The 24,045-nt window shown below is 45.0% G+C and carries 22 protein-coding genes; 13 read left to right on the top strand and 9 right to left on the bottom strand.

All coding sequences use genetic code 11. The features are described 5' to 3' along the window. On the bottom strand, positions 1–1,065 hold the full coding sequence (locus tag ACTS60_RS16740) for an HlyD family secretion protein (protein WP_440889187.1): 1,065 nt from the start codon (positions 1,063–1,065) through the stop codon (positions 1–3). A gap of 114 nt (positions 1,066–1,179) precedes the next feature. Between ACTS60_RS16740 and ACTS60_RS16735 the strand changes: the two genes are divergently transcribed. Both ACTS60_RS16735 and ACTS60_RS16730 read left to right on the top strand, forming a co-directional pair. Continuing rightward, positions 1,180–2,040: a LysR family transcriptional regulator gene (locus tag ACTS60_RS16735; protein WP_440889186.1), complete on the top strand. Its 861-nt coding sequence runs from the start codon at positions 1,180–1,182 to the stop codon at positions 2,038–2,040. A gap of 129 nt (positions 2,041–2,169) precedes the next feature. Further along, on the top strand, positions 2,170–2,712 hold the full coding sequence (locus tag ACTS60_RS16730; protein WP_440889185.1) for a hydrolase: 543 nt from the start codon (positions 2,170–2,172) through the stop codon (positions 2,710–2,712). Between the two features lie 19 nt (positions 2,713–2,731). Here the strand turns inward: ACTS60_RS16730 and ACTS60_RS16725 are convergent, their stop codons facing one another. The 3 genes from ACTS60_RS16725 to ACTS60_RS16715 all read right to left on the bottom strand — a co-directional run bounded on the left by ACTS60_RS16725 (position 2,732) and on the right by ACTS60_RS16715 (position 5,687). Then, positions 2,732–3,628: a 1-aminocyclopropane-1-carboxylate deaminase/D-cysteine desulfhydrase gene (locus ACTS60_RS16725; RefSeq protein ID WP_440889184.1), complete on the bottom strand. Its 897-nt coding sequence runs from the start codon at positions 3,626–3,628 to the stop codon at positions 2,732–2,734. A 107-nt stretch (positions 3,629–3,735) separates the two neighbouring features. Further along, positions 3,736–5,013: a sensor histidine kinase gene (locus ACTS60_RS16720; RefSeq protein ID WP_440889183.1), complete on the bottom strand. Its 1,278-nt coding sequence runs from the start codon at positions 5,011–5,013 to the stop codon at positions 3,736–3,738. Beyond that, positions 5,010–5,687 (bottom strand): response regulator transcription factor, encoded by a 678-nt coding sequence (locus ACTS60_RS16715; protein WP_440889182.1) that lies wholly within the window; start codon positions 5,685–5,687, stop codon positions 5,010–5,012. Before ACTS60_RS16715 ends, ACTS60_RS16720 begins: the two co-directional genes overlap by 4 nt. A gap of 152 nt (positions 5,688–5,839) precedes the next feature. Here ACTS60_RS16715 and ACTS60_RS16710 point away from each other — a divergent pair, with 152 nt between their 5' ends. The 7 genes from ACTS60_RS16710 (at position 5,840) to ACTS60_RS16680 (ending at position 13,095) form a co-directional block, all read left to right on the top strand. Beyond that, positions 5,840–6,880: a glycosyltransferase family 2 protein gene (locus ACTS60_RS16710; RefSeq protein ID WP_440889181.1), complete on the top strand. Its 1,041-nt coding sequence runs from the start codon at positions 5,840–5,842 to the stop codon at positions 6,878–6,880. A gap of 2 nt (positions 6,881–6,882) precedes the next feature. Next, the gene (locus tag ACTS60_RS16705; RefSeq protein WP_440889180.1) at positions 6,883–8,301 is read left to right on the top strand and encodes an ArnT family glycosyltransferase; all 1,419 of its coding nucleotides are present in this window, start codon (positions 6,883–6,885) and stop codon (positions 8,299–8,301) included. Next, a complete protein-coding gene (locus ACTS60_RS16700) occupies positions 8,294–8,677 on the top strand; it encodes a GtrA family protein (protein ID WP_440889179.1) in 384 nt (127 codons plus the stop codon). The genes ACTS60_RS16705 and ACTS60_RS16700 overlap by 8 nt, the downstream gene beginning before the upstream one ends. A 495-nt stretch (positions 8,678–9,172) precedes the next feature. Next, entirely contained in the window at positions 9,173–9,841 is a 669-nt protein-coding gene (locus tag ACTS60_RS16695; RefSeq protein WP_440889178.1) for a helix-turn-helix transcriptional regulator, read from the top strand. Positions 9,842–9,865: 24 nt separating this feature from the next. Continuing rightward, a complete protein-coding gene (locus ACTS60_RS16690) occupies positions 9,866–10,249 on the top strand; it encodes a RidA family protein (protein WP_440889177.1) in 384 nt (127 codons plus the stop codon). A 40-nt stretch (positions 10,250–10,289) separates the two neighbouring features. Next, positions 10,290–11,696 carry a cation:dicarboxylate symporter family transporter gene (locus ACTS60_RS16685; RefSeq protein WP_440889176.1) on the top strand — a complete coding sequence of 469 codons (1,407 nt, stop codon included), beginning with the start codon at positions 10,290–10,292 and terminating at the stop codon, positions 11,694–11,696. Positions 11,697–11,772: 76 nt separating this feature from the next. Further along, a complete protein-coding gene (locus tag ACTS60_RS16680) occupies positions 11,773–13,095 on the top strand; it encodes a CoA-disulfide reductase (RefSeq protein ID WP_440889175.1) in 1,323 nt (440 codons plus the stop codon). Positions 13,096–13,181: 86 nt separating this feature from the next. On the opposite strand, the gene ACTS60_RS16675 is transcribed toward ACTS60_RS16680, so the two are convergent. Further along, the gene (locus ACTS60_RS16675) at positions 13,182–15,557 is read right to left on the bottom strand and encodes a YgiQ family radical SAM protein (RefSeq protein WP_440889174.1); all 2,376 of its coding nucleotides are present in this window, start codon (positions 15,555–15,557) and stop codon (positions 13,182–13,184) included. A gap of 282 nt (positions 15,558–15,839) precedes the next feature. On the opposite strand from ACTS60_RS16675, the gene ACTS60_RS16670 reads away from it, so the two are divergent. The 3 genes from ACTS60_RS16670 to ACTS60_RS16660 all read left to right on the top strand — a co-directional run bounded on the left by ACTS60_RS16670 (position 15,840) and on the right by ACTS60_RS16660 (position 19,462). Next, complete coding sequence (locus tag ACTS60_RS16670; RefSeq protein ID WP_440889173.1) at positions 15,840–18,296, top strand: EAL domain-containing protein; 2,457 nt, start codon at positions 15,840–15,842, stop codon at positions 18,294–18,296. A gap of 71 nt (positions 18,297–18,367) precedes the next feature. Beyond that, a complete protein-coding gene (locus ACTS60_RS16665) occupies positions 18,368–19,078 on the top strand; it encodes a hypothetical protein (RefSeq protein ID WP_440889172.1) in 711 nt (236 codons plus the stop codon). Between the two features lie 183 nt (positions 19,079–19,261). Further along, a complete protein-coding gene (locus ACTS60_RS16660) occupies positions 19,262–19,462 on the top strand; it encodes a DUF4250 domain-containing protein (protein WP_440889171.1) in 201 nt (66 codons plus the stop codon). Positions 19,463–19,484: 22 nt separating this feature from the next. Here ACTS60_RS16660 and metR read toward each other — a convergent pair whose 3' ends face one another. Next, complete coding sequence (metR, locus tag ACTS60_RS16655) at positions 19,485–20,396, bottom strand: HTH-type transcriptional regulator MetR (protein ID WP_440889170.1); 912 nt, start codon at positions 20,394–20,396, stop codon at positions 19,485–19,487. Positions 20,397–20,660: 264 nt separating this feature from the next. Here metR and metE point away from each other — a divergent pair, with 264 nt between their 5' ends. Continuing rightward, the gene (gene metE, locus ACTS60_RS16650; RefSeq protein WP_440889169.1) at positions 20,661–22,943 is read left to right on the top strand and encodes a 5-methyltetrahydropteroyltriglutamate--homocysteine S-methyltransferase; all 2,283 of its coding nucleotides are present in this window, start codon (positions 20,661–20,663) and stop codon (positions 22,941–22,943) included. Positions 22,944–23,043: 100 nt separating this feature from the next. Here the strand turns inward: metE and ACTS60_RS16645 are convergent, their stop codons facing one another. The 3 genes from ACTS60_RS16645 to ACTS60_RS16635 form a co-directional block, all read right to left on the bottom strand. Next, positions 23,044–23,445, bottom strand: a complete 402-nt coding sequence (locus ACTS60_RS16645; RefSeq protein WP_440889168.1) for a GspS/AspS pilotin family protein — start codon at positions 23,443–23,445, stop codon at positions 23,044–23,046. A 3-nt stretch (positions 23,446–23,448) separates the two neighbouring features. Continuing rightward, the gene (locus tag ACTS60_RS16640; protein ID WP_440889167.1) at positions 23,449–23,745 is read right to left on the bottom strand and encodes a YciI family protein; all 297 of its coding nucleotides are present in this window, start codon (positions 23,743–23,745) and stop codon (positions 23,449–23,451) included. Between the two features lie 48 nt (positions 23,746–23,793). Continuing rightward, on the bottom strand, positions 23,794–24,045 hold a 252-nt coding region (locus tag ACTS60_RS16635; protein ID WP_440889166.1), incomplete at its 5' end, for a hypothetical protein.

Genomic DNA, 24,045 nt, shown 5'->3' with positions numbered 1-24,045 from the left:
CTAGTAGATAAAGTGGAACCAGCTAGCAAGGTAGATTTGTACTTGTGCCATCAGCGCCCAGAACGGGCTGTTGTCTGGGTAAAGCACGATGGTGGCACGAGAACCAACGAACAGAGAGGAAGGCAAAGCTTCTTCGCTGGTCAGGTTCACGCGAGTGCGCTGCGCATCACGTACCCAACGGTTGTTCACTTCGACTTTGGTCAGTGCGCCATTTGGAGTTTGCTGAGCAGCGGCAACGCCATAATCTCGGCTAGCTAGATCGAAGTCGTAGACTGAGCCTGGATTAGCATCAAACGCGACCATTGCGTGATAGCTGTTATTGACGTTGGCAACCGACTTCTCGCGGAAATCAGCCGCCACCCACATTGAACCTGTTGGCACGAATGTCAGTAGTGGCATGTTAGTGTTTGCCATGGTTCCCACTTCCAACTGCAGGTTAGTCACAACACCGTCACTTGGTGCAAGTACTGAGGTATTTGCAAGATCGAGCTGTGCTTTCTCGATACCATTTTTAGCAATGCGCACAGCGGTACTTTGGCCTTTTTTATCGCCAAGTTGAGCTTCAATCACTTTCAGGTTTTGCTGCTCAGCCTTTAGGGCTGCACGCGATACTTGGTTTTGTGCGTAGGCGTTGTCTAAGTTCGATTGTGAAATGACTTTCTGTTGAGACAGCTTTTGCAGACGGGAGTATTCGTTGTGCGCGTTGTTGTAAGTTGCTTGAGCGCGCGCAATGTTTGCCAATGCCGCTTCACGTTGTGAATATAGGGTGGCTTCTTTCTCATAGGCCGATTGCAGTGACAACTCGGCTTGCTCTAGCGCTATTTTGTATTTTCGGTCATCAATTTTGAACAATACATCGCCTTTATGTACTGGCTGGTTATTATCAATTAGGACATCCGTTACTTTGCCCGATACTTCCGGAGCAACTTGAACTACGTAACCTTGCACTCGCCCTTCGGTGGTGATTGGCGCGTGTCGGTCAGCAATGATGATGTAGAAAAATAGTACAATGAACAGGACAATAAGTGTTCGCATCCAGTGTTTGAATTTATGATCCGCTGTCATAAGAAATTCCTGAATTTATGGCTCTATCAAGCAAATAAGATAACGAATTATAGAGAAGTTGATCACAATTCAGTAGAATGACAATAAGCGCACAAATGACCTAAAAGTAGGACAATGAACGTAAGTTTTGATGATCTTCATCTGTTTAGCCAAACCGTCGTGCACGGTGGTATCAGTGCTGCGGCAGAAGCCAACCAGCTGCAACGCTCTAAAGTGAGCCGGCGATTGCAAGAATTAGAGAAAGCCTTGGGTTGCCAACTGCTGATTCGAACCACGCGAACTATTGAGCTCACCGAACACGGTAAGCGCTTGTTTGAGCTGGTGGGGCAGCCAATGGAGCATATTCAGCAAGGCTTGAATGTAATGCACGAGTATCAGCAAGAGCTAACGGGAAAGGTGCGTGTCGCAATACCTTCTGCGTTGATGAGCTCAGCGGCGTTCAATTCGATCATCAACGAATACACTACCCGCTATCCGGATATGTCGGTAGAAATTGAAAACCACCAAGAGAGTGTCGATCTTAAGCGTCAAGCGTTCGATCTTCAGCTTCTCCCAAGCGTGGCGAAAGTCTCTGATGACAGTTATGTTCAGTTCAGTTTATTGCCGTATCGTAGTCATTTTGTGGCATCCCAAGCATACCTAGATGCGCATGCACCTTTGAAAACGCTGGATGACTTAAAACATCATCGTCTACTAACCAACAGGTACAACGCAGGCTTGTTGGATCCGGAGTTACATGTTGCGGTTAGGTCAGATGATTTAAACTTGCTGCGCTTAATGGCGATCGCTGGAAATGGCATCGCATTTATCCCTCAAGTGCATTCCAAGCCAGCTTTGGAAGATGGTCAGCTGGTGGAGGTACTACCTGAGTTTACGCATCCTAAGCAGCATCTGACTTTAATTTACCCATCCAACCTGTTTTTGCCCAACAAGGTTAAGGTACTGATTGATCTGTTTAGAGAAAAGTTTCAATAGGAATAGGAATAGCGTGCGCGGGCAATAACTTTGCGAATTTGCTTATCTGATTGTCTAGTGGTTCTGGTACATTTATCTTAATCAAACACTTGAATATGCGGATTCTCAAGCGACTCATAGGAGATGAGAATGTTATCGAAAAATGCCACCGGTCTGATTGTTGTCGATGTACAAGGTAAGTTGGCAACGCTCATGCACGAAAGCGAAGCACTGATTGAAAGCACCACCAAATTAGTCAAAGGAGCGAAAGCACTCAACTTGCCTATTGTTTGGCTAGAGCAAAATCCAGAGCGCTTGGGGCCAACGGTAGAGCCAATTCGTGAAGTGTTGGCGCAAGAGCATCTGCCGATCGCCAAGTTCACCTTTGATGGTTGCAAAGAGCCAACATTCAAGCTTGCAGTGGAAAATGCCAAAGTCGATACCTGGTTGGTTTGTGGTATCGAGGCTCATATTTGCGTGTATCAAACTGCGGTCTCGCTGCGGCAGATGGGTTACCGAGTGGAACTTGTGACTGATTGTGTTTCTTCTCGAACACCAGCTAACAAAGCGCTGGCGCTAGCCAAACTGACCGCCAATGGTGTTGGCCTAACTGGTGTGGAAATGTGCTTGTATGAAATGGTTGAAGATTGCCGAGCGCCAGAATTTAAATCAATCCTAGCGCTCATTAAGTAACCAGATTGCGCTACTGCGTTTATTCAAATTCTCGTTGATATCTTGGCAACATGGACTCGTTGCCAAGTAATCCACCCTGATGGATATAGATGAGAGTCTTGTCTTCATTTTCTGCCAACCATGGCTGTAAACACTGCCACATGTATGGGTCATAAAGCAGGTCAAACTCAAGGTTAGTTTGGTCGTGTAACGCGTTCCATGTTTCGTAATCGCTTTGGTATAAACGGCCGAAGTGGTGCTTGTCACGAACAGATAGGATAGTAGGGTGGTTATCCGTTTCCAAAGTATTGAATTGTTCAGTCAGGTATTGTGCGTCACCCACGCAAGCACAAGTCACTACGCCTATTCCATGCGGTTTTAAGTGTTTACTCAAATAGAGAGCGGTTGTGCCCGTTCCGGATGGCAAAGCGACAACAAACTGTTTACCGCCTTCAAAACGCGTCCACTCTAGAATTTCCATCGCTAGCTGTTTCACACCTGGTTCGGCAATAGAAGCTCGTCCACCTTCTGGCACCACAAGGGTGGTTTCGTCCACCCCGCGCACTTGTTCAATATACTCCAGAGGGTGAAGCTCAGAACCCATGTTTTGCATTGCAGTGATGGTCATTCCCAGATCAAGTGCGCCGCGGTAGTTACCAATTGGTGAATCAGCCAACCACGAAGGAATATGGTGAACGTAGAACTCGAAGTTCCAGCCTTTGATTTGTGCCAGAGCAGCAAGGGAATACATCGCATTGGATTGGGCTGAACCATAACTGATAAGCGTTTTGATATCGCTGTTCTGCGTTTCCATCAACGCCATAAACTTACGTGCTTTATTCCCAGAAAAGTGGGAGTGCAGCATGTCATCACGTTTAAGAAAAAAGGTGTGACCGTTAAAGTTGTGTTGAGTTATCGGGCTTTCAGAGAGTTTCATGCTACTGCTGACGTGTCCAACCACGTGACCTTGCCGTAAAAAAGGGCGCGTAGTGTAACGCCATTAAGCCCAGATAAAAAGCGTTCGGTATACCCTGAGAGCTTCTATTATTCGGTGCGCTCTAACGCTAGATTGATAATTGCTTCGCAGCCACCCTCAGGATGTGTACCTATTTTAAACTGCCAGCCGTAGCGTTGGCATAAGTCATCGACAATCATTAGTCCCAGCCCATGTCCTTCTGAATGAGGGATGCTTGAGAAGCCTTCACCCCCATCGAGAACAGAAATGGAGGTTTCATTCATCATTACATGAATTGTGCCAGTAGGGGTCGCGGCGATGCCGTTACGGACTAGGTTGCCTAGTACTATGGTAAGAACAGCATTTGTAGCCTGTGTTTTTGGGTTCCCTGTCACTTGAATATTGAATGTTATGTTCTTTTCATCTGCTTGCGCTTGGCTAAGTGAGACGATATGTGCCAACTCGGTATTCGAGATGGTTCTCATAGGAGAGTCGTCTGTGTTTCGTTCATAACGTACTAACCCAAGAAGGGCGTCAACCATTGTCGACATTTGCTGTGTTGCATCTTGAATTCGATTGACTTGGCGAGTCTGGAAGTCTGTATTTGTGCTTCTTGCTAACAAGCTACTGGAGCCTTTCATCACGGTAAGAGGTGTTCTCAATTCGTGGCTTGCATAGCGAGCAAAGGCTTGTTCGCGTTTAATGGTTTTGTTGATCTCGCTACGGTATTCGTTTAAATGTGAAGCTAGTGTTTGAAATTCTTTCGCGGAGCCTTCTGGAATGGTGAAAATTTGGGTTGGGTCGCCATGGTGCTGATCTAATTGATTTTTTATTGCGTTTACGGGTTCGATCAAGCTTTGTGATAGGCGTAGCAATAGACTGCCAAAAAGGAAGATTAAAAGGGCAACTACACTCAATACCAACGCAACCACAACAACCAGCTCGTCATAAGTGATTTCAATTTCATCAATAAGAGAAATCAGAATTATAGGTTGTTCTTCACCGTTGTGGGTATACGTATCCATATAGACCATACGTGATTCAGAGTCATCACCAATTTCATCTAAAAATCTCTTTTTCCCAATGAGATGCTGTCTAAATGGGGTCGGTACTAATTCGAGTTTATTATACGCGACAGTTAGCAAGTCCAATTTGATACTGCCGTCGTCCGGATGGCGTTGGAAATGCTCAATGGCTTCTTTTTTATCGATTAAGATACGGCGTTCGCCGACACGATCTTCAGACCAAAGCAGTGCGACAGTAATTAAGGTAAAGCAGAACACTCCGACTACCACGGATACAAGAGAGAAAAATAGCGCTAATCTCCCAGTCATGCTCTGGGTATTGTTGAACAATCGACGGATCATTCACCAGACTCCAATCGAAAGCCGACTTTGGGAATCGTTTTTAGTAATTGAGTTTCAAATGGTTTGTCGAGTTGATTTCGAAGTTGATAAATATGGCTGCGTAAGACGTCATTGTTCGGCTCATTTTCTTGCCAAAGACTAAATGCAATTTCGTTGCGAGTGACGATATCGGGAGCACTCTTAACCAACATTTCCAAGATGGTATAAGTCGTTGGGTTAAGGGCTAATAATTTATCTTTTCGGTACGCTTTGCGCGTTTTTTGGTCGATGGACACTTCACCGTATTCGAGTTTAGAAGAAGCGACTGTCCCTCGATAGCGACGAATCAATGCGGCCATTCGAGCTTCAAGAATATCTAAGTCAAAAGGTTTAGTGAGGTAGTCATCAGCACCGTGTTTGAAGCCCTTGAGCATGTCTTCACGACTGTCTAATGCGGTTAGCATAAGAACAGGCGTGTTGTTACCAGCGTCACGGAGTTTATTACATACCGTCAAGCCATCCATGCGAGGCAGCATAAGGTCGAGGAGAATAAGGTCGAAGCTGTTTTCCAAAGCAAGTTTCAACCCCAATTCACCATTATCTGCATAATCGAGCTCCATACCTGCACACTCAAAATAATCGAAAAGCATGCCAGCTATTTCTCGATTATCTTCAACTAAAAGTACGCGTTTCATGTATTACTCTCCAATATTGCAGATTTTAGAAAACGGATTTTATTATTAACCGAACATTATGCATTAATAACGTGAAAAAGATGTCAACAACAACTCTTTCACGGTGTAACTAGTAGGTTAGAGCTATTCTTAAATACAAGTGGAAGAGTAGCATGCCGACTTTAAATTTTCACGCCGCAACCACTGCAAAGGTTCTCCAAGACTTTGACCCTCAACCAGTTTTATCCATCGTTGTCCCTTTTTACAATGAACAGGAAGTGTTACCTGAATTTCATCGCCGCTTAACCGATGTATTAGATGCTATGCCGGAGCATTGCGAAATTATCTACGTTGATGATGGTAGCCAAGATAGCAGTTTAATGATCGCGCAAAACTTTTCTCAATCCTCTAGCGTGGTTCGTTGTATTGCCCTAAGTCGAAATTTTGGTAAGGAATCTGCGATGACTGCTGGCTTAGAGCACTGTCAAGGCGAAGCAATCATTGTGATTGATGCGGATCTGCAGGATCCTCCCGAGCTTATCCCTTCTATGGTATCGAAATGGCGTGAAGGCTACGACGTGGTGAACATGCAGCGTAGTGAGCGTCATGGTGAAACGTGGTTTAAACGTTTCTCTGCGGCTTGCTTCTACAAACTCCTAAACAGTATGGCGAAGCTTGATGTGCCGGAGAACGTAGGTGATTTCCGTCTGTTGAGTGCAAAAGTGGTAAAACACATCAACGCCTTACCAGAGCGTAACCGTTACATGAAGGGTATTTTCTCTTGGCCTGGTTTCAAGCAAGTCACGGTTCAGTTTGAACGCGATGCTCGACATAGTGGAGAAACTAAGTGGAACTATCTCAAGCTAATCGGGCTTGCTATGGATGGCATCACGTCCTTTTCAATCCGTCCTCTTCGTTTGGCGACGCTGGCTGGTGCTTTAGTTGCGTTTAGTGCATTTCTTTACGGTGCTTTCATAGTGATGAAAACCGTTGTATTCGGTGAGCCCGTCACCGGTTATCCATCCATGATGGTGGTTCAACTCGCATTGGGTGGCGTTCAACTTCTGTCTATTGGCCTTTTGGGTGAATACATCGGGCGTATTTTCGTCGAGACCAAGCAACGTCCTCTCTATCTTGTTCAGTCTGTTTACGAGCAGCCAGCAAAACATCAATCCATCCAATCTCTGAAATTTAAATTGGGAGAAACCGCGTAATCATGAGTATTAATAAAACCCACCTGTGGTTGTTATTGGCGTTTGCTCTTTTACTCCGTCTTATTTCACTAGCTACTTATCCTCTAATGGACACCACGGAAGCCCGTTATGGTGAAATGGCGCGCTTAATGGTGGAAACTGGTAATTGGTTAACCCCGCAATTTGACTACGGCGTGCCTTTCTGGGGTAAGCCACCTTTATTTACTTGGATGAGTGCATACGGTATTGAGCTGTTTGGCTTGAACGAATTTGCAGTTCGTGCGCCCCATTGGTTAGCGGGTGTACTGACAATCGGCCTTATTGCATTTATGGCTCATCGAGCAGGTTTCAGTGCGCTGATCGCTTCTCTCGTCTTGGCGACTTGTGGCATTTTTTCTATCGCAGCGGGAGCGGTCATGACTGACATGGCTCTTACCCTTGCGATGACCATAGCAATGATAGGTTTCTATTACTGCTGGCTTGGAAAAGATAAGTACAGCCGACTTTGGGGCTATTTAGGCTTCTTTGGTTTAGCGTGCGGTCTGCTAGCTAAGGGACCAGTGGCGATTGTGATCATGGGTATAGCTGTATTCCCGTGGCTTATCATCCAGCATGGTTTTTTGGGGGCTTTCAAAACGTTGTGGCAGCGTTTCCCAATTGTTTCTGGATTGGCACTGATGCTAGCATTTGCATTGCCATGGTACATCATGGCAGAGATGGCGACCCCTGGCTTTATTGATTACTTTATAGTTGGTGAACACTTTAAGCGCTTTGTGGTAAGTGGTTGGGAAGGGGACTTATATGGCTCTGCCCACGACCAACCTCGCGGTATGATTTGGTTATTCTGGCTACAATCAGCAGCGCCATGGTCTATCGTTTTACCCGTTTTAGCTTTGAAGCGTAGAAAAGCACTGAAGGAGATCGAAACCGATCATCAGGGTTTATTTACCTTTTTGCTTTGTTGGCTAATTTCCCCAATGATTTTGTTTACGATGGCAGGCAACATCTTACCTGCATATGTGCTTCCAGGAGTTCCCGCGCTTGGGTTAATCATCGCGATGCTAGTCGACAAGCAAGACCTCAAGTGGCTTTCTGGAACCGCAACTGTTCTTCCGGTTCTTTTGATGATCGCGATGCTAGTTCTGAATCTTGGTAAGGCGGATAGCCGCAGCGATCGTGTGATCTTAGAGCAGGTAAAAGATGATGTCCCAATCTTTTATGTTGGTAAGCGTCCATTCTCTGGACAGTTTTACAGCCAAGGCCAAGCCAAAAAGCTAGAAGATTCTGCCGAACTTGAGTCTTTGCCACGCTTCCACTTGGTTGGTAAGTCTCACGAGGTGGATGTGCTCATCAAGGACAGTTCATTGAGTTGCATGAATGAGTTTACTGCGAACTCTAAGCGTTCCCTGTATAGCTGCATTAATAGTGGTGCGAATGGATAAATTTGCTCGGTTTGCGTTTATCGGAGGTATCGGCTTTGCGGTCGATACCTTGATTTTCGCGTTGCTATTTCATTGGCTGAGCTCAGAACTCATGCTAGCTCGTGCTTGTGCCTTTCTATTTGCAGCGACAACGACATGGCTTGGTAATCGCTATCTCACGTTCTCCCAATCTAAAAAAGACCGCCCTTTTCGGCAGTGGCGAAAATTTATGATTTCGGCCTGCATTAGTGCCATACCAAATTTCGTTGTTTTTAAAGGTACGACACTATGGCTAGGAGAGCAGGGAATCGCGGTTTACATCGCACTGGTGATGGGAATACTTGTGGGTATGTGTAGTAATTTTGTCCTTAGCTCTCGTTGGGTATTTGCTAAATAGTTCTTTTCAAGGCTTCTATTCGGAAGCCTTATCTATTTTCAAGCTAACGTCTTTCATTTTTGGACGTCTTTTTGAAACTCCGTTCGTCTTATTAGACAGAGAATTGGTTAGATTAATTTTCGTGATGTTTTATTCACATTTACTTTTGTTGTGAATGGTTAGGTGTGTTTAATTTTATAAATTAATCTGCATTTGATTTAAATGATGCCGTATGCTGTTCTTAGTAGGTTTTAGAACTTGCTTTAGATCATTAAAATGTTCAAAAATGGAATCTTTGATTTTAAATATTTAAACTTTGATGAAGTTTAAGAAATTAAACCTGACTCATATGTTTTTGGTGATCTTGTTCAACTATTGCGCGTGATTTCGATCAATTCTTCGCTTTTTGTTGGTGTTTTAGGCGCGAATTTATGGTTTACAGAAGTTTACTCAGTATTGCTCAACTAACCCGAAAGAAGTAATTTACAGTCATTGAGTTCAAAAATGTAAACCAAGATGAAGAGTGTAAAGCAAGTTCGATTCACCGATGAAGACAGAGAATGTTTAAGCAACTATTTTCGCTTGGCAGACACAATTGCTGATTTGATTGGCCCTTACTGCGAAGTGGTTATTCATTCATTTGAAAGCTTAGAAAATTCAGTCGTGAAGATTGTTAATGGTCATCATACCGGACGTGAAATTGGCTCGCCAATCACCGATTTGGGTCTACGTATGTGGAGCACATTCGAGAAAACGGGCGAGGTTTCTCCGAAGAGTTATTTCACCAATGCAGCCGATGGCTCGCTACTGAAATCGACCACTTGCATTTTGGCTGGTCCAGAGAAAAAGCCGATTGGCATGCTGTGCATCAACATGAACTTATCTTTCCCATTCCCTGAAATCGTTAAAACACTGATGCCGCAATGCAATGTATCGCAAACCCTAGTCAGCGAAACGTTCAGCAACAACGCGAACGATGTTATCAAGCAAGCGTTGAGTGCAGCGACAAAAGAAGTGGAACAAGACGAGACGATTTCAGCAAAAGGTCGTAATAAAGCCATCATTCGTTGCCTGTTTGATAACGGCGTATTTGAACTAAAAGAGACGACCACACAAGTATCAGAGCAACTTGGGATCAGCCGTCAGGCGGTTTACAAGTTTATCCGTGAATTTAAATCAGAATAAAATTAATAACTTAGGAGTTATATTGTGAAACAGATCATTGCCACTGAACAAGCACCAGCAGCTATCGGTCCTTACTCTCAAGGTACGGCTTACGGCGACATGGTTTACACATCAGGCCAACTACCACTGGTTCCAGAAACCATGCAGTTTGTTGAAGGCGGCATCAAAGAGCAGGCGCGTCAGTCTCTAGAGAACTTAAAAGCAGTTCTAGAAGCAAGCGGTGCGGGCCTAGACACGGTATTGAAGACAACATGCTTCCTATCAGATATGGAAAACTTCGTGGCATTTAACGAAGTGTACACCGAGGTATTTGGTACAGAAAACGCACCAGCTCGCTCTTGCGTTGAAGCAGCACGATTACCAAAAGACGCATTGGTTGAAGTTGAAGCCATTGCATACAAAAAATAACTGATTTTCGGACATAAATGGGTATCAATAGGAGATTCTCATGAGCGTTTCATTTATTGGATTGAGCATCCTGTTCTTTGGGTTCTACGCGTTACTCGCGAACTTCAAAAAACAAAAGAAAAGCTTTAACTTCCGCGTACTGAGTGCGCTTGCTGCCGGCCTGTTATTCGGTGGTGTGATTCAGCTCGTATTCGGTGTAGGCAACGTTGCAACGGCAGGTTTTGCTGAACTGATTTCTGTGTTCGGTAAAGGCTACATCAAGCTTCTACAAATGATCGTAATCCCGCTAGTATTTGTGGCGATGATCTCTTCGATCATGAACGTAGAAGGCGGTGGTGCACTATCGCGCATCGCACCAAAAATCATCGGTATTCTACTTTTCACTTGTGCTATCTCTGCAGCAGTGGGTATCGCAAGTATTTACCTATTCGGTATCGATGCAAACGCACTAGTCAGCACAATTGGTACGAACAGTGCTATCGAAGCACGTGGTGACTCTCTGATTGCAACACAAGATGCAATGGCGAGCAGCGGTTTGTCTGGTATGGCGCTGTCTATTATCCCAACTAACATCTTCGACATGCTAACGGGTTCTGAGCGTACATCGACACTATCGACTGTATTGTTCGGTATGTTCCTTGGCTACTGTATCCTGCAAGTGAAAAACCGTAAGCCTGAGAAAGTACAAAACTTCGTTGATTTCATCAACTCTGCAAAAGAAGTGGTACTTTCAATGGTACGTGAGATTCTGAAGTTGACGCCTTACGGTGTATTCGCTCTGATGACCACGTTCATGATGACAAACGATTTGTTCGCACTAGCAGAAATGGGTCGCTTCCTACTAGCAAGCTACGTGGCAATCGGTGTAATGTTCGCTATCCACTTTGTGATGGTGTCTATGTTCGGTCTGTCTCCGGCGAAGTTCATGAAGAAAATCTGGCCAGTACTCGTATTTGGCTTCGGTTCTCGCTCAAGCATGGCAGCAATCCCACTAAACGTTGAAACTCAAACTCAACGTCTAGGTGTGGACGAAGAAACAGCAAATATGTCAGCAACATTCGGCACCAGTATCGGTCAGAACGGCTGTGCAGGTATCTACCCAGCGATGCTAGCTATCATGGCAGCACAAGTAATGGGTATGCCAGTTGACCTAGGCTTCATCCTACAACTGATTGCTGTAATCGCGATTGCTTCATTCGGTATCGCAGGTGTTGGTGGTGGTGCAACGTTCGCAGCAGTAGCGGTGCTAACCATCATGGGGCTAGACATCACGGTTGTGGCGATTCTAGTTTCTATCGAAGCGCTTATCGACATGGCACGTACGGCGCTTAACATCTCTGGCTCTATGCTGTCAGGTGTTCTAACCGCGAAGAAGAACGGCTCATTGAATACTGAGCAATACAACGCTGATGTTGCTGCAACAGTAACAAAAGAAGCAGCAGTGTAATTTCCAAACTTAATAAAGAGCACCCATCGCGGGTGCTCTTCCGTTTTCCTGAGTTCAGGTTATTTAGGTAATAAATATGAAAGTTGTTGTCGTAGGCGGTAGCGCTGCTGGTATGAGTTTCGCAGCGAAATACAAACGTAATCAGCCATCAGATGAAGTGATTGTGCTGGATAAGCGCGATTACATCTCGTTCGGTGCGTGTGGTTTACCTTACTTTGCTGGTGGCATGTTTGATGACACTGAGCGCATGATTTCTCGTACGCCAGAACAAGCGATTAAATCTGGTTTAGACGTGCGCATTGAAACTGAAATGGTGGCACTAGACCGCACTGAAAAGCAGATTAAAGTTCGTCACCAAGGTGAAGAAAGCACCATCGATTACGATATGTTGGTGATTGCCACGGGCGCGCGTCCAATCGTGCCATCGTTTGGCGAGTTCAACCCAGAGCACGTATACACGCTAACCAGCATGGAAGATGGCTTGGCAGTAAAAGAAGCCCTTAAGGACAGCAACAAACAACGCGTTTGCGTTATCGGCGGTGGTTTTATCGGCCTAGAAGTGTTCGATGCAGCACACTTACTAGGTAAGCACGTCACCATTATCGAGCGTGAACAACACGTGATGAGCCGCCAGTTTAGCCCAGAAATGATTGAAGTGGTAGAAGGCGCGATTCGTGAATCTGGCGCTGAGCTTAAAACTGGTTGCAGCGTATCAGCCATTCGCGACGCAGAGCAGGCCGGTTACATCGTAGAAACCGACAATGGCGATGTAGAAACAGATGTTGTGATCATGTCACTTGGTTTTAAACCAAACACAGAAGCATTCGAGTTACCAAAAGCAGTTAACGGCGCATTGTTAGTGGACGAGTTTGGCGCGACAGAAGATGCGCACATCTACGCCGTCGGCGACTGTGCAGTGGTTCACCACATGGCGCTAGGCAAATCAGTGTATGTTCCACTTGCAACCACAGCCAACAAACAAGCGCGCATGATGGCAGACAAACTTGCTGGCAAAGACACTTACATGAGTGGCTTCTTAGGTTCATCTTGCTTGAAAGTGTTGGATTATGAACTGGCATGTACGGGCGTATCCGAACTACTTGCCAAAGAACACGGCTTGGAAGTGAAGGTTTCAACCATTTCAGATAAGAACCAAACCGACTACTACCCAGGCCAAGAAGACATTAAAGTGAAGCTGGTTTACCACCCAGAAACTAATGTACTGCTTGGTGGCGAAATCGTGGGCAAGAAGGGCGCAGTAGGGCGAATCAACGCACTTGCTGTTGCTATCACTGCGAAGATGACCACACAGCAACTAGGCTACATGGACTTCTGCTACGCACCACCATTCGCACGTACTTGGGATGCACTAAACGTTGCAGGTAACGTAGCGAAATAATCTGCCTTTTTTAAGTAAATACAGACAAAACAAAAGGGCTCCGGAGTTACCTCTGGAGCCCTTTTTAGTATTTTAGTGCTATTAAATTAACGGCGTTTTGGTTTACGTTGGCCCGCTGGTTTACCTTGACCTTGAGGGCGACCTTGACCTTGTGAACCAGCACCATTTGAACGGTTTTGGTTGTTACCGCTTGTTCGTGAGCCAGTATTTGGACGCTGACCAGTCGCACCGTTGTTTTGGTTTCCGCGACCTTGGCCGTTGTGACCGCTTTGCGCTTTACCTGAACCGTTGCGGTTGCCAGATGGTTTACCATCACGAGAGCCGCCTTCTGAACGCTTGTTCAAGTGGCCACCAAAGCCCGGTTGATTCTTGGTGTGTTTGGTTGCAAAACGGTTTGCGCCGTGACGACCAGACTTACGACGTTGCGCAGGTGTCTGTGCATCAATGTCTTCTGCCGGAACCAAGCAGTTCGGCTTGTCACCAATCAAGTGCTTTTTACCCATGTTGATCAGCGCTTCGCGGATCATTGGCCAGTTAGCTGGATCGTGGTAGCGAAGTAGTGCTTTATGTAGGCGACGCTGACGTTCACCTTTCGCCACTGGTACATCTTCACGTTGTTTGTACTTCACGCGTTTCAGAGGGTTGGTTTCTGAATAATACATCGACGTTGCGTTACACATTGGCGATGGGTAGAAGTTCTGTACTTGGTCACACTCGAAGTTGTTCTTCTTCAACCATAGTGCCAAGTTCAACATGTCTTCATCTTCGGTACCTGGGTGTGCAGAGATGAAGTAAGGGATCAGGTATTGCTTCTTACCCGCTTCCGCACTGTACTTCTCAAACATCTCTTTAAAGCGGTCGTAAGTGCCCATACCCGGCTTCATCATCAGATCCAGTGGACCTTTCTCGGTATGCTCAGGAGCAATCTTCAGGTAACCGCCTACGTGGTGAGTCACAAGCTCTTTCACGTATTCTGGTGATTCAATTGCAAGGTCGTAACGTACACCAGATGCGATCATGACCTTCTTAACACCTTTTACTTTGCGAGCTGCGCGGTAAAGATCGATGGTGTGTTTGTGGTCCGTGTTTAGCTTGTTACAGATACCTGGGAAAACACAAGAAGGACGACGACAGTTCGCTTCGGCTTTCGGGTCGCTACAGCCAAGGCGGTACATGTTCGCAGTAGGTCCACCTAAATCAGAGATAGTACCAGTAAAGCCCGGAACTTTGTCACGGATCTCTTCTAGCTCATTGATGATCGAGTCTTGAGAACGGTTTTGGATGATACGACCTTCGTGCTCGGTAATCGAACAGAAAGAACAGCCACCAAAACAACCACGCATGATGTTAACCGAGGTTTTAATCATGTCGTAAGCAGGGATCTTCGCCTTGCCATACATAGGGTGAGGGACACGCGCATAAGGCAAGCCAAATACGAAGTCCATCTCTTCTGTTGTCAGTGGAATCGGAGACTGGTTTACCCAAAGCTCACGGTCACCGTGACGTTGTAGCAGAGCACGACCCGAATATGGGTTGGTTTCCAAGTGCATTACGCGGCTTGCGTGTGCATACAAAATGCGGTCGTTGTTCAGTTTTTCAAAGGCCGGTAGGCGTACCGCGGTGTTCGCAGCATCATGGCGTGATGGACGAATCGTAATTGGCTTCGCTTCTGGCTCTTCTTTTTTGGTATCGCACTCAGTCTCAACTTCGTATGGGTTCTTAGGGACGAACGCTTCTTTACGAGGTTTCTCAATGCGAGAGGAATCGATAACAGTGTAGCCTTCTGGCTCTGCTGGTAGGTTAACCGCAGTACCACGGATGTTGGTCATGGTCGAAATATCTTCGCCATCGGCTAGACGATGAGCCACTTCAACGAGAGCACGCTCAGCATTACCAAAGAGAAGAATGTCGGCTTTGGCATCAAACAGAACAGAGCGACGAACTTTATCAGACCAGTAATCGTAGTGCGCAACACGTCTTAGGCTAGCTTCAATACCACCTAGTACGATTGGAGTGCCTTTGTAGGCTTCACGACAACGCTGTGAGTACACCAATGTGGCACGGTCTGGACGTTTCCCACCTTCGTTATTTGGGGTGTACGCGTCATCATGACGAAGTTTTTTATCAGAGGTGTATCGGTTGATCATGGAATCCATGTTGCCCGCTGTGATCCCGAAGAACAGGTTTGGCTTACCAAGTTGCATGAAAGCGTCTTTGTTTTGCCATTCTGGTTGAGCAATGATACCGACACGGAAACCTTGAGATTCCAGTAGACGACCAATGATCGCCATACCAAAGCTCGGGTGGTCGACATATGCGTCACCCGTGACAATGATAATGTCACAACTATCCCATCCTAGGGCGTCCATTTCTTTGCGGCTGGTCGGCAAGAAAGGTGCCGTACCAAAACACTCAGCCCAGTATTTTTTGTACTCATGAATAGGAGTAATGTCGTTGGTCATATTTTGCTCTCTGTTCCAGGGAGCGCGAATTATAGCGATTTGATTATCAGGTATCTACAGGCAAGTGACATATCTCCCTTAGTTCGAGTCGTATTGCTAATAGAGTGAAGAGCAAGTTGTAGCTTAAATGAGCAGCAGTGTGATTTTGTCCTTATTTCATATAGGGTTAAAGGTGTTGATCGAGCTCAAACTTTGCCAACAAGCAAAGTGTTCATACTGCCTTGTATGTCTATACTCAAATTGACGCATAAGATGTGCTAGGTAAGGAAGTGAGGTTAAGTGATGACAGAACTACTTAACATGATGTCGCAATCTGAACCCACGCTAAAAAGTGAAACTAAGGTTATAAATTGGTCGCTGAACATGGAAACTCAAGTGTTCGAATGTGATCAGCAAGCCTTGATGGAAAATTGCGAAATAATGGCGCCGCTGACTTGTTTTGAACAATTGTTCGATTACATGTCACAAGAACAAAAAGAAGAGGCATCAATTCGGTTTAGTCGAGTGAAAGCATTGGGCGGAGAAGAGTCTTTTTCGTGCTGTATTGTGCCACGGCCTGATGTGTTCATTCATATTGAATGTCGATTTGAAAAGATCAATCGTTCTTACATACAAGGCTCACTGATCCCTCAAATTAAAGTAAAAGGTCAGCAAGAGCAGGCCAAAATACTAGAGACGATTTTCAATTTACCAAACGTTGGTGTTTTGATTGCTGACTCCGAGACGAGAATACTTGGATGTAATGCTGCGTTTGAAAGTCAAATGGGTTATCAGAACCTTGATATTGTCGGTTTAAAAACTCAAATTTTCAGCTCTGAGTTACACAGCCAAGAGTTTTACGAGAATATCTGGCGAGAGGTGGAAACAGAAGGGGTCTGGAGCGGTAATTTACTCAGCCTTAATGCTACAGGTGGCGATCAGGCTCACCACCTTTGTCTCTATAAGCTTGCTTTGTCGGATGAGCGAGTCTTTTATATTGGTTTTTCAACCGATATTTCTGCTGCACTATTCAGGCTTAAAAGTGCGAAGGAAACCAACTCCCATTGGATCAGTTACCTACCCAATAAAAACGAGTTTGAAAAAAAACTTAATGCTCTATGCGCTGACGATATAACGAATGATATTAAGATCATTATGACTATTGCACCCAAGTTTAGCGCTCAATTTATGGTTGAAGAACAGCTGGGTTTCTCTGATTTCTTAATGCGCAGCAAACATGTCAGCGTAGCGAGTCAACTCACCAAAAATGTCTTTTCCATTTGTATACAGACCCCCAAATGTCGATGGCTAAGTCCATTACGTTTGATACAAATTGCTATTCGAGGGTTCTTCACTGAACTGAGGGCGGAAGTTGGTTCTGAGATGCACGATTCCGTAGTTGCTGGTCGCACAGGTGTTTCGGTCATTGGTTACGATGCAGATAATCCAACCAAAGCGATTGTACAAGCTGCGCAAGCAATGGTTTCTGCTAAATCTGGAATTGAAAACTACTTTAACTTTTACAACAGTGATTTGCACACCGAGCTAGTAAAAAGGTTGCAATTAGAAAGTATACTGAGAGACCAGATCGCCAGTAGGAATGTTGATGTTTATTTCCAGCCGATCGTGGAGGCAAGAACTGGTCGAGTGGCTAAGTTTGAGGCGCTTGCTCGTTTCCATTTAAAGGCTAGGCAGTGTAACACTCAAGAAGTGATCGCTATCATTGAGGACTTAGAGCTGGTGTCTGCACTTGATGATCTTGTGTGTCAAATCTCTATTGAGAAGTTCCCTTACTTACAGTGTGTTTATGGTGAGGATGTAGGTTTAACGATCAATCGTTCGTTGAATACACGATTAGATTCTCTCCAAGTAATACAAAACTCTTTTGAAATTATTCAATCTAGCAAGGTTGATCCAAGGGCGGTCACGATAGAGCTAACTGAAACCGCTTACTTTGAGCAAGACGCTGAGCATAAGCTGGCTTTGGAGCAAATACGTCAGCACGGTATTAGTATTGCTATTGACGATTTCGGGACGGGGTATTCTTCTTTTTCATACTTAGAGGATGGTCAATTTGATGTCCTTAAAATTGATAGAAAATTTGTTCAGAACCTAACGGAAGGTAGTACAAAATACAATATTGTCAAAATGATCACTCAACTCGCTCATAGCCTGAATGTAAAAGTGATAGCTGAAGGTGTTGAAACCGTGAGTGAGCTGAGGGCACTATCCAGAATTGGCGTGGACTATATGCAAGGTTTTGTGTTCTCAGAGGCATTACCTTTGTTGGCGTACGATAAAGCTATCAGTTATGAGCATCTGTTTGAGGATGTGCAATCAAAGCCAAACCCAAATGCAACATTGCTTTCGCTGTGTCATTCAAACGTTCACCACCTTGACCCGGGTGATCCGTTGTCTCTTGCGGTAGAGTTTATGAACTTGAACCCTGACTCTCCACTTGTGGTTGTGGATGAGAAGCAATGTGTAGGAGTGGTATTAAGAGAGCACATAAGTTTGCATTTAACACCCTCTATGGGAACCGATTTAGAAACAGAGAGAGAAGCTAGAGTTTGGAAGAAACCTGTCAATCAAGTGATGAGTACTAAATTCCAAAGTGTAGAAGCAAGTACACAACTCAAAAATATTCCAGAGTTGCTGCAAGCAGATATTGCCTTTCCGTGGGTGGTATGTGACGAGAAGCATCACTATCGAGGTGTCATTACACAAGGAGATGTTTTACATTACTTAGCAAATAGCTAACAAACCATTATTCGATGGGTGGCGAAGCAGTAGTCTGAACAAAGGCTATTTGTTATTATCGCCACCCCAAAATGACTTTTGAGTTTGTATTCAATATGATTCAACAACTGCTGTTAACTTTTCCTCCAATGCTATTTGGCGCACAAGCGCTGTTGACCTTGCTGCTGATTAAAGGTGATATTTGTCCGGGTCAACGTGGTCGTCTGCATAAGATGCTCCCTTCAATAGGTATTCTTTGGTTAGCAGTAGCATCGCTTCGTATTGAAGCATTCATGGTTGTATTTGCCATCTTCTATTTCTACTCTCAAGTTCAAACTAAGAAAACACGTGAGAAAGGGCCACTTTGGGCATTGCACTTGGCTAATGGTTTGGCGTTTGCTTATGTGAGTATTCAAGTGTTCGAACAGCCCCATTGGGCAGCATCTGCGTCAGTGGCTCTTATGGTTTTCTTCTTAGGTGCGGTATTTGCGCAGCTGCTACTGGTGATTGCGCGTAGTCGTTTACAAGCGTTCCATCGTATTCTGCCTGTGAGTGGTGTCGTTTCAGGAATGCTCTTGGTTGTAATGACCTTGTTCTCTGCATATCAATTAGATGAAGCGACGCTTAACTCTGTCACTCAACATATCTTGGCATCATTAGCGATGCTGATTATGGCCATCGTGGTTTGGTGTTGGCATATCTTCACACATAAGGTTCCAAGCAAAGTTCAGGTTGCCGCGGCTTTGCTACTTGCTTTGGCTTCGATGACTAGCCTACAGGGGCTGTTTGTACTTGGTGCATAGGCCTGCCTACTTAAAATTTCTTTCAGAATTCCTACTGATGAGCTCGGGATTTAGACCGAGCTCACTTTCAAATCATAAGATTAAGTCTACGCTTTAGATATAGCCTCTATTGGTTTAGAGCGTGCCAAGACGCTGGTGCTCAACAGATTGAGGCCGAATACCTAGTTTTAGAGGAGTGTCGCGATGGACTTAAGCAATGTTACTAACTGGGACAGCATTATCTTGCTGGGTATCGTAAATGAAAAGCTACGTTTAGAGTGTGAGAGCTTTGAAGAGCTAGTTTCTATGTATGAGATGGATGTTGAATCGGTAGTGGGCAAACTTGATATGCTCGGCTATCAATACGACCCACTCACTAATCAATTCAAATCTTACGAACGCTAACGTCGTATCTACTCCTACGTTTTTAGGCCATCTTGATTCCGTCAAGGTGGCTTTTACATTGCTGACGAGCTGTCGAGAAGAAGGCTTGTAGGTAGCGTTTTTCTTTCTCGGAATTTCGGGTCGCAGCAAATAAGCGACGCCATAAACCATCACCGAAAGGCTTGCTAGTAATCAAACCTTGGCGTGAGAATTCCGAAATAGCCCAATTTGGCAAAGCAGCAACACCTAACCCAGCAGACACCATTTGCACCAGCATTAAGGTATTATCCGCTTGCTTCCATTTGGCTGGTTCCACACCTGCCGGTTGTAAGAAGTGTTTGACCACATCAAGCCTTTGTTTCTGTACCGGGTAACAAAGCATTGTTTGGTCAGCAAGATCTTCTGGCTCAATGATGTCTTTATTGGCTAGCGGATGGCTGGTGGAGGTGATCAAGCGCATTTCAAAATCGAACAGTGGCTCATAATGAACTTCAGATCTTGGTTGAATGTCAGAGGTTATGACCAAATCCAATTCGCCAGCTAGCAAGGCTGGGAGTGGCTCAAAGCCAAAGCCGGAAGAGAAATCGAGCGTGACACTTGGCCAAGTCAATTGGTATTCCTTCAACGCCGGCATCAACCATTGGAAACATGAGTGGCACTCAATCGCCATATGTAAGCGACCATTCACATCCTCTTTCAGGCTAGCGAGCTCATTTTCTGCTCTGGCAAGCTTTGGTAAAACTTCATCAGCAAGATGAAGCAGGATCTCTCCTTCAGAAGTGAATTTTACTGGGCGAGTTTTTCGCAAAAACAACTGACCACCAATGCGAGATTCAAGATCTTTGATTTGGTGGGAAAGGGCGGATTGTGTCAGGTGCAGCGCCGTCGCCGTCGCAGTGAGTGACCCAGTATCTCTTAACGAGGTGAGGGTACGTAAGTGTTTCAACTCTATCATGAATCCCTTTCATCCTTATGCATTTTCCATGAGCTATATTAACTTACCGATAAAAAATGGATATGTAAACGTCTAGACGTCTATTTCTGTCAACCTAGTGCGAGTGAGATCGCTCAACATGAATTTTCCTAATAAACAAGTTGAATAATTGGATGTTGTTCAATCCGTGCATGAGAGCGATAGTTTTAGCCATCCAGACATCTTGGTGAATTTCATTCCCGATGTACTGACCTCAATATCAGAAAATGAATAAGGAATACGGACATGGCTACGACAACGCATATTCTTGGTTACCCACGCATTGGTGAAAAACGTGAACTGAAGTTTGCGCAGGAAAAATACTGGCGAGGTGAAATCGACCAAGCTGAACTCAAACTGGTGGGGGCTGGGCTGCGCGAGAAAAACTGGAATACACAAACGGAAGCAGGTTTGAGCTTCGCAACTGCTGGCGACTTTGCTTGGTACGATCATGTTCTCACAACGACATTGCTTCTGGGGCATGTACCTAAGCGCCACGCGACAGGATTCCCTGATCTCGATACCTTGTTCAAAGTGGGGCGCGGTCAGTCTCAATCGGGGTGCGGTTGTGCAGGTGCTGCGGCCTCTGACATGACAAAGTGGTTCAATACCAACTATCACTATATTGTGCCAGAGTTTAGCAAGGATGATACGTTTGAAGTGAGTTGGCCACAGCTGTTTGAAGAAGTAAATGAAGCAATCAAAGCGGGGCATAAAGTAAAGCCTGTTCTGCTAGGCCCTATTAGCTACCTCTATTTAGGCAAAGAAGTAGAAGAAGACTTTGACCGCCTTACCTTGCTGCCAAGATTACTAACAGCGTACCAAGCGATTTTGTCTAAGTTGGCAAGCCAAGGTGTTGAATGGGTGCAAATTGATGAGCCGATCCTTTCACTTGAACTTGAAGATAAATGGGCTGACTCGTTCAAACTGGCTTACCAAGTTATCCGAAGTGACGTGAAGGTGCTTCTCACAACTTATTTTGATTCGGTCAGCGATACCCTAGATAAGATTATCGAACTTAACGTCGATGGTTTACACATTGATCTATCGGCTTCGCCTGAGCAGTTAGACGACGTGCTGGCAACGCTACCTGAACATTGGGTTCTTTCTGCGGGTGTTGTGAATGGCCGTAATGTTTGGCGCTCAGATTTAAGCTCTCAGCTAGAGCGCTTGCAACCAATCAAAGACAAACTTGGTGATAGGCTTTGGATCGCGAGTTCTTGTTCACTTCTCCATAGCCCTGTGGATTTGGAATTGGAACCAGCACTGAGTGAAGAAGTGAAAAGCTGGTTTGCATTTGCAAAACAAAAAGTGACCGAAGTAGCACTGCTTGGACGCGCACTCGATGGTGACCACAATGCGATCCTCGCTTGTGATACGTACAGTCAGCCAATTAAAGACCGCAAAACTGCAACCCATGTGAACAAACCACATGTGCAAAATCGTTTGAATGGCATTACTGCAGCTCTGACTCAGCGTAGCGCACCATATATCGAGCGTGCAGTGCATCAAGAAGAGGTATTAGGTTTACCATTATTACCAACGACGACTATTGGTTCTTTTCCACAAACGGGTGAAATTCGTGTTCAGCGCAGTGCATTCCGAAGTGGGCAGCTTTCTGAGACAGAGTACCATCAAGCGCTCAAAGGTCATATTGCTGACGCTGTGAAAAGACAGGAAGCACTGGACCTCGATGTATTGGTACATGGTGAGGCTGAACGTAACGATATGGTGGAGTATTTTGCAGAAAACTTAGCAGGTTTCCAAACCACCAAGTTTGGTTGGGTGCAAAGCTATGGTTCCCGATGTGTAAAGCCAGCAATTGTGGTCGCAGACATAGAACGTGAGAAGCCAATTACCGTTGAGTGGTCGACGTATGCGCAGTCATTAACAAGTAAACAAATGAAAGGCATGCTGACTGGCCCAGTAACGATTTTGTGTTGGACATTCCCACGCGAAGACATTACTCGTAAAGAGATTGCTGACCAGCTTGCTCTCGCGCTGCGAGATGAGGTGTCAGATTTACAAGATGCTGGTATCAACATCATTCAAATTGATGAACCTGCGATTCGTGAAGGGTTACCACTGAAAAAGCGGGACCACAAAGAATACCTTAACTGGGCTGTTGATGCCTTTAAGATCTCTGCTGCCATTGCGAAGCCAGAAACGCAGATACATACGCACATGTGTTACAGTGAGTTCAACGAAATCATAGATTCGGTAGCAGCGCTGGATGCAGATGTTATCACCATTGAAACCTCTCGCTCGAATATGGAGTTATTGAAAGCGTTTGAAGATTTCAACTATCCAAATGAAATTGGTCCTGGCGTTTATGATATTCACTCACCAAACATCCCAACAGAAGATTGGATTGAAGGCCTGATCAAGAAAGCTGCGGAAAAAATCCCCGCACAGCGTTTGTGGGTGAACCCAGACTGTGGACTGAAAACTCGTAACTGGGCAGAAACTGAAGCGGCATTGGCCAATCTAGTGTCAGCAACTAAGAAGTTGCGTGCTGAATTAGCATAAATCATTTGCCTAGGCATTGTAGAGAAGCAAAAAGCGAGGACGTTTGCCCTCGCTTTTGTTTCGTTCATTCTGATTGGTATTCAGAATACCAATGCTGTAATTACTGTGGCGTTTGAGTCGCAGTACATTTTTGCTCTGATACCAATTCATCTGCTATCAATTGACCGCGAGAATTGCGAATCTTAATACGGTACATCAAACCCATATCGATTTGTTTACGTACTGCAGGCGTGTTGCAGTATGTGTAGATACTTGTGTTGAGTACTTGATTTAACGGTTTAGCGCCTAGCGCATCATCGTTATAGATCATCATCATCTCAACCACATTTTTATTGGATGACACACGCAATATCTTAAGCGGACCATACTCAAGTGGCAGACCGGCAGAAAGAACGCCTGCACGGTTAGATGCCATTAGCTCAAGCTGACGTTGTTGATCATCGTTGGATGAACAGCCAGCTAACGCACCAAATACGAGGAAGAGACACAGTAATTTTTTCATAACTTAAAAAACTTTCTTAAATGGTTTTACAATCACGTTTGCGTAAACGCCTGCCGTGATGTAAGGATCGGCATCTGCCCATGCTTTGGCATCTTCCAAACAAGCAAATTCCGCTATCACGGTTGAGCCGGTAAAGCCCGTATCACCTGGATTATCAGAATCGATCGCTGGCATTGGACCTGCTGTTAGTAGGCGACCTTCGTCTTGTAATTGCTGTAAGCGCTCAAGGTGTTGAGGGCGAACGCTTAGACGTTTTTCCAACGAATTCTCAATATCCTGAGAAAAGATGACATACCACATAGCATAGTTCCTTAATTGGTAGGGTAAAGTATTAATTTAACGCCTTTTTTATACCACGAACAAGTTTACATGAGAAACTGTGAAGTTATTCCTAGCATTTAGGTGCGATAGATTAGGGTCTGTTGACCTTTTGAGCTGATTTTTGCAGCAGTTTGTGGGTTCTTTATACAAGGCAGAGGCTTTGAAATGTAGTTGCCCTACCTGATAAGCCGATAACGCAGTAGAAAGGAGCCACAAACGCTGCCCAAAGGGTTCGGCTAAAAGCGTTTTACTCTTTGTTGAGAGGATTTTGCTTAGAAT

The sequence above is a fragment of the Vibrio sp. WZ-1 genome (genome assembly GCF_052037695.1).
GTDB lineage: Bacteria > Pseudomonadota > Gammaproteobacteria > Enterobacterales > Vibrionaceae > Vibrio.
This window is presented reverse-complemented; position numbering and strand designations above follow the sequence as displayed.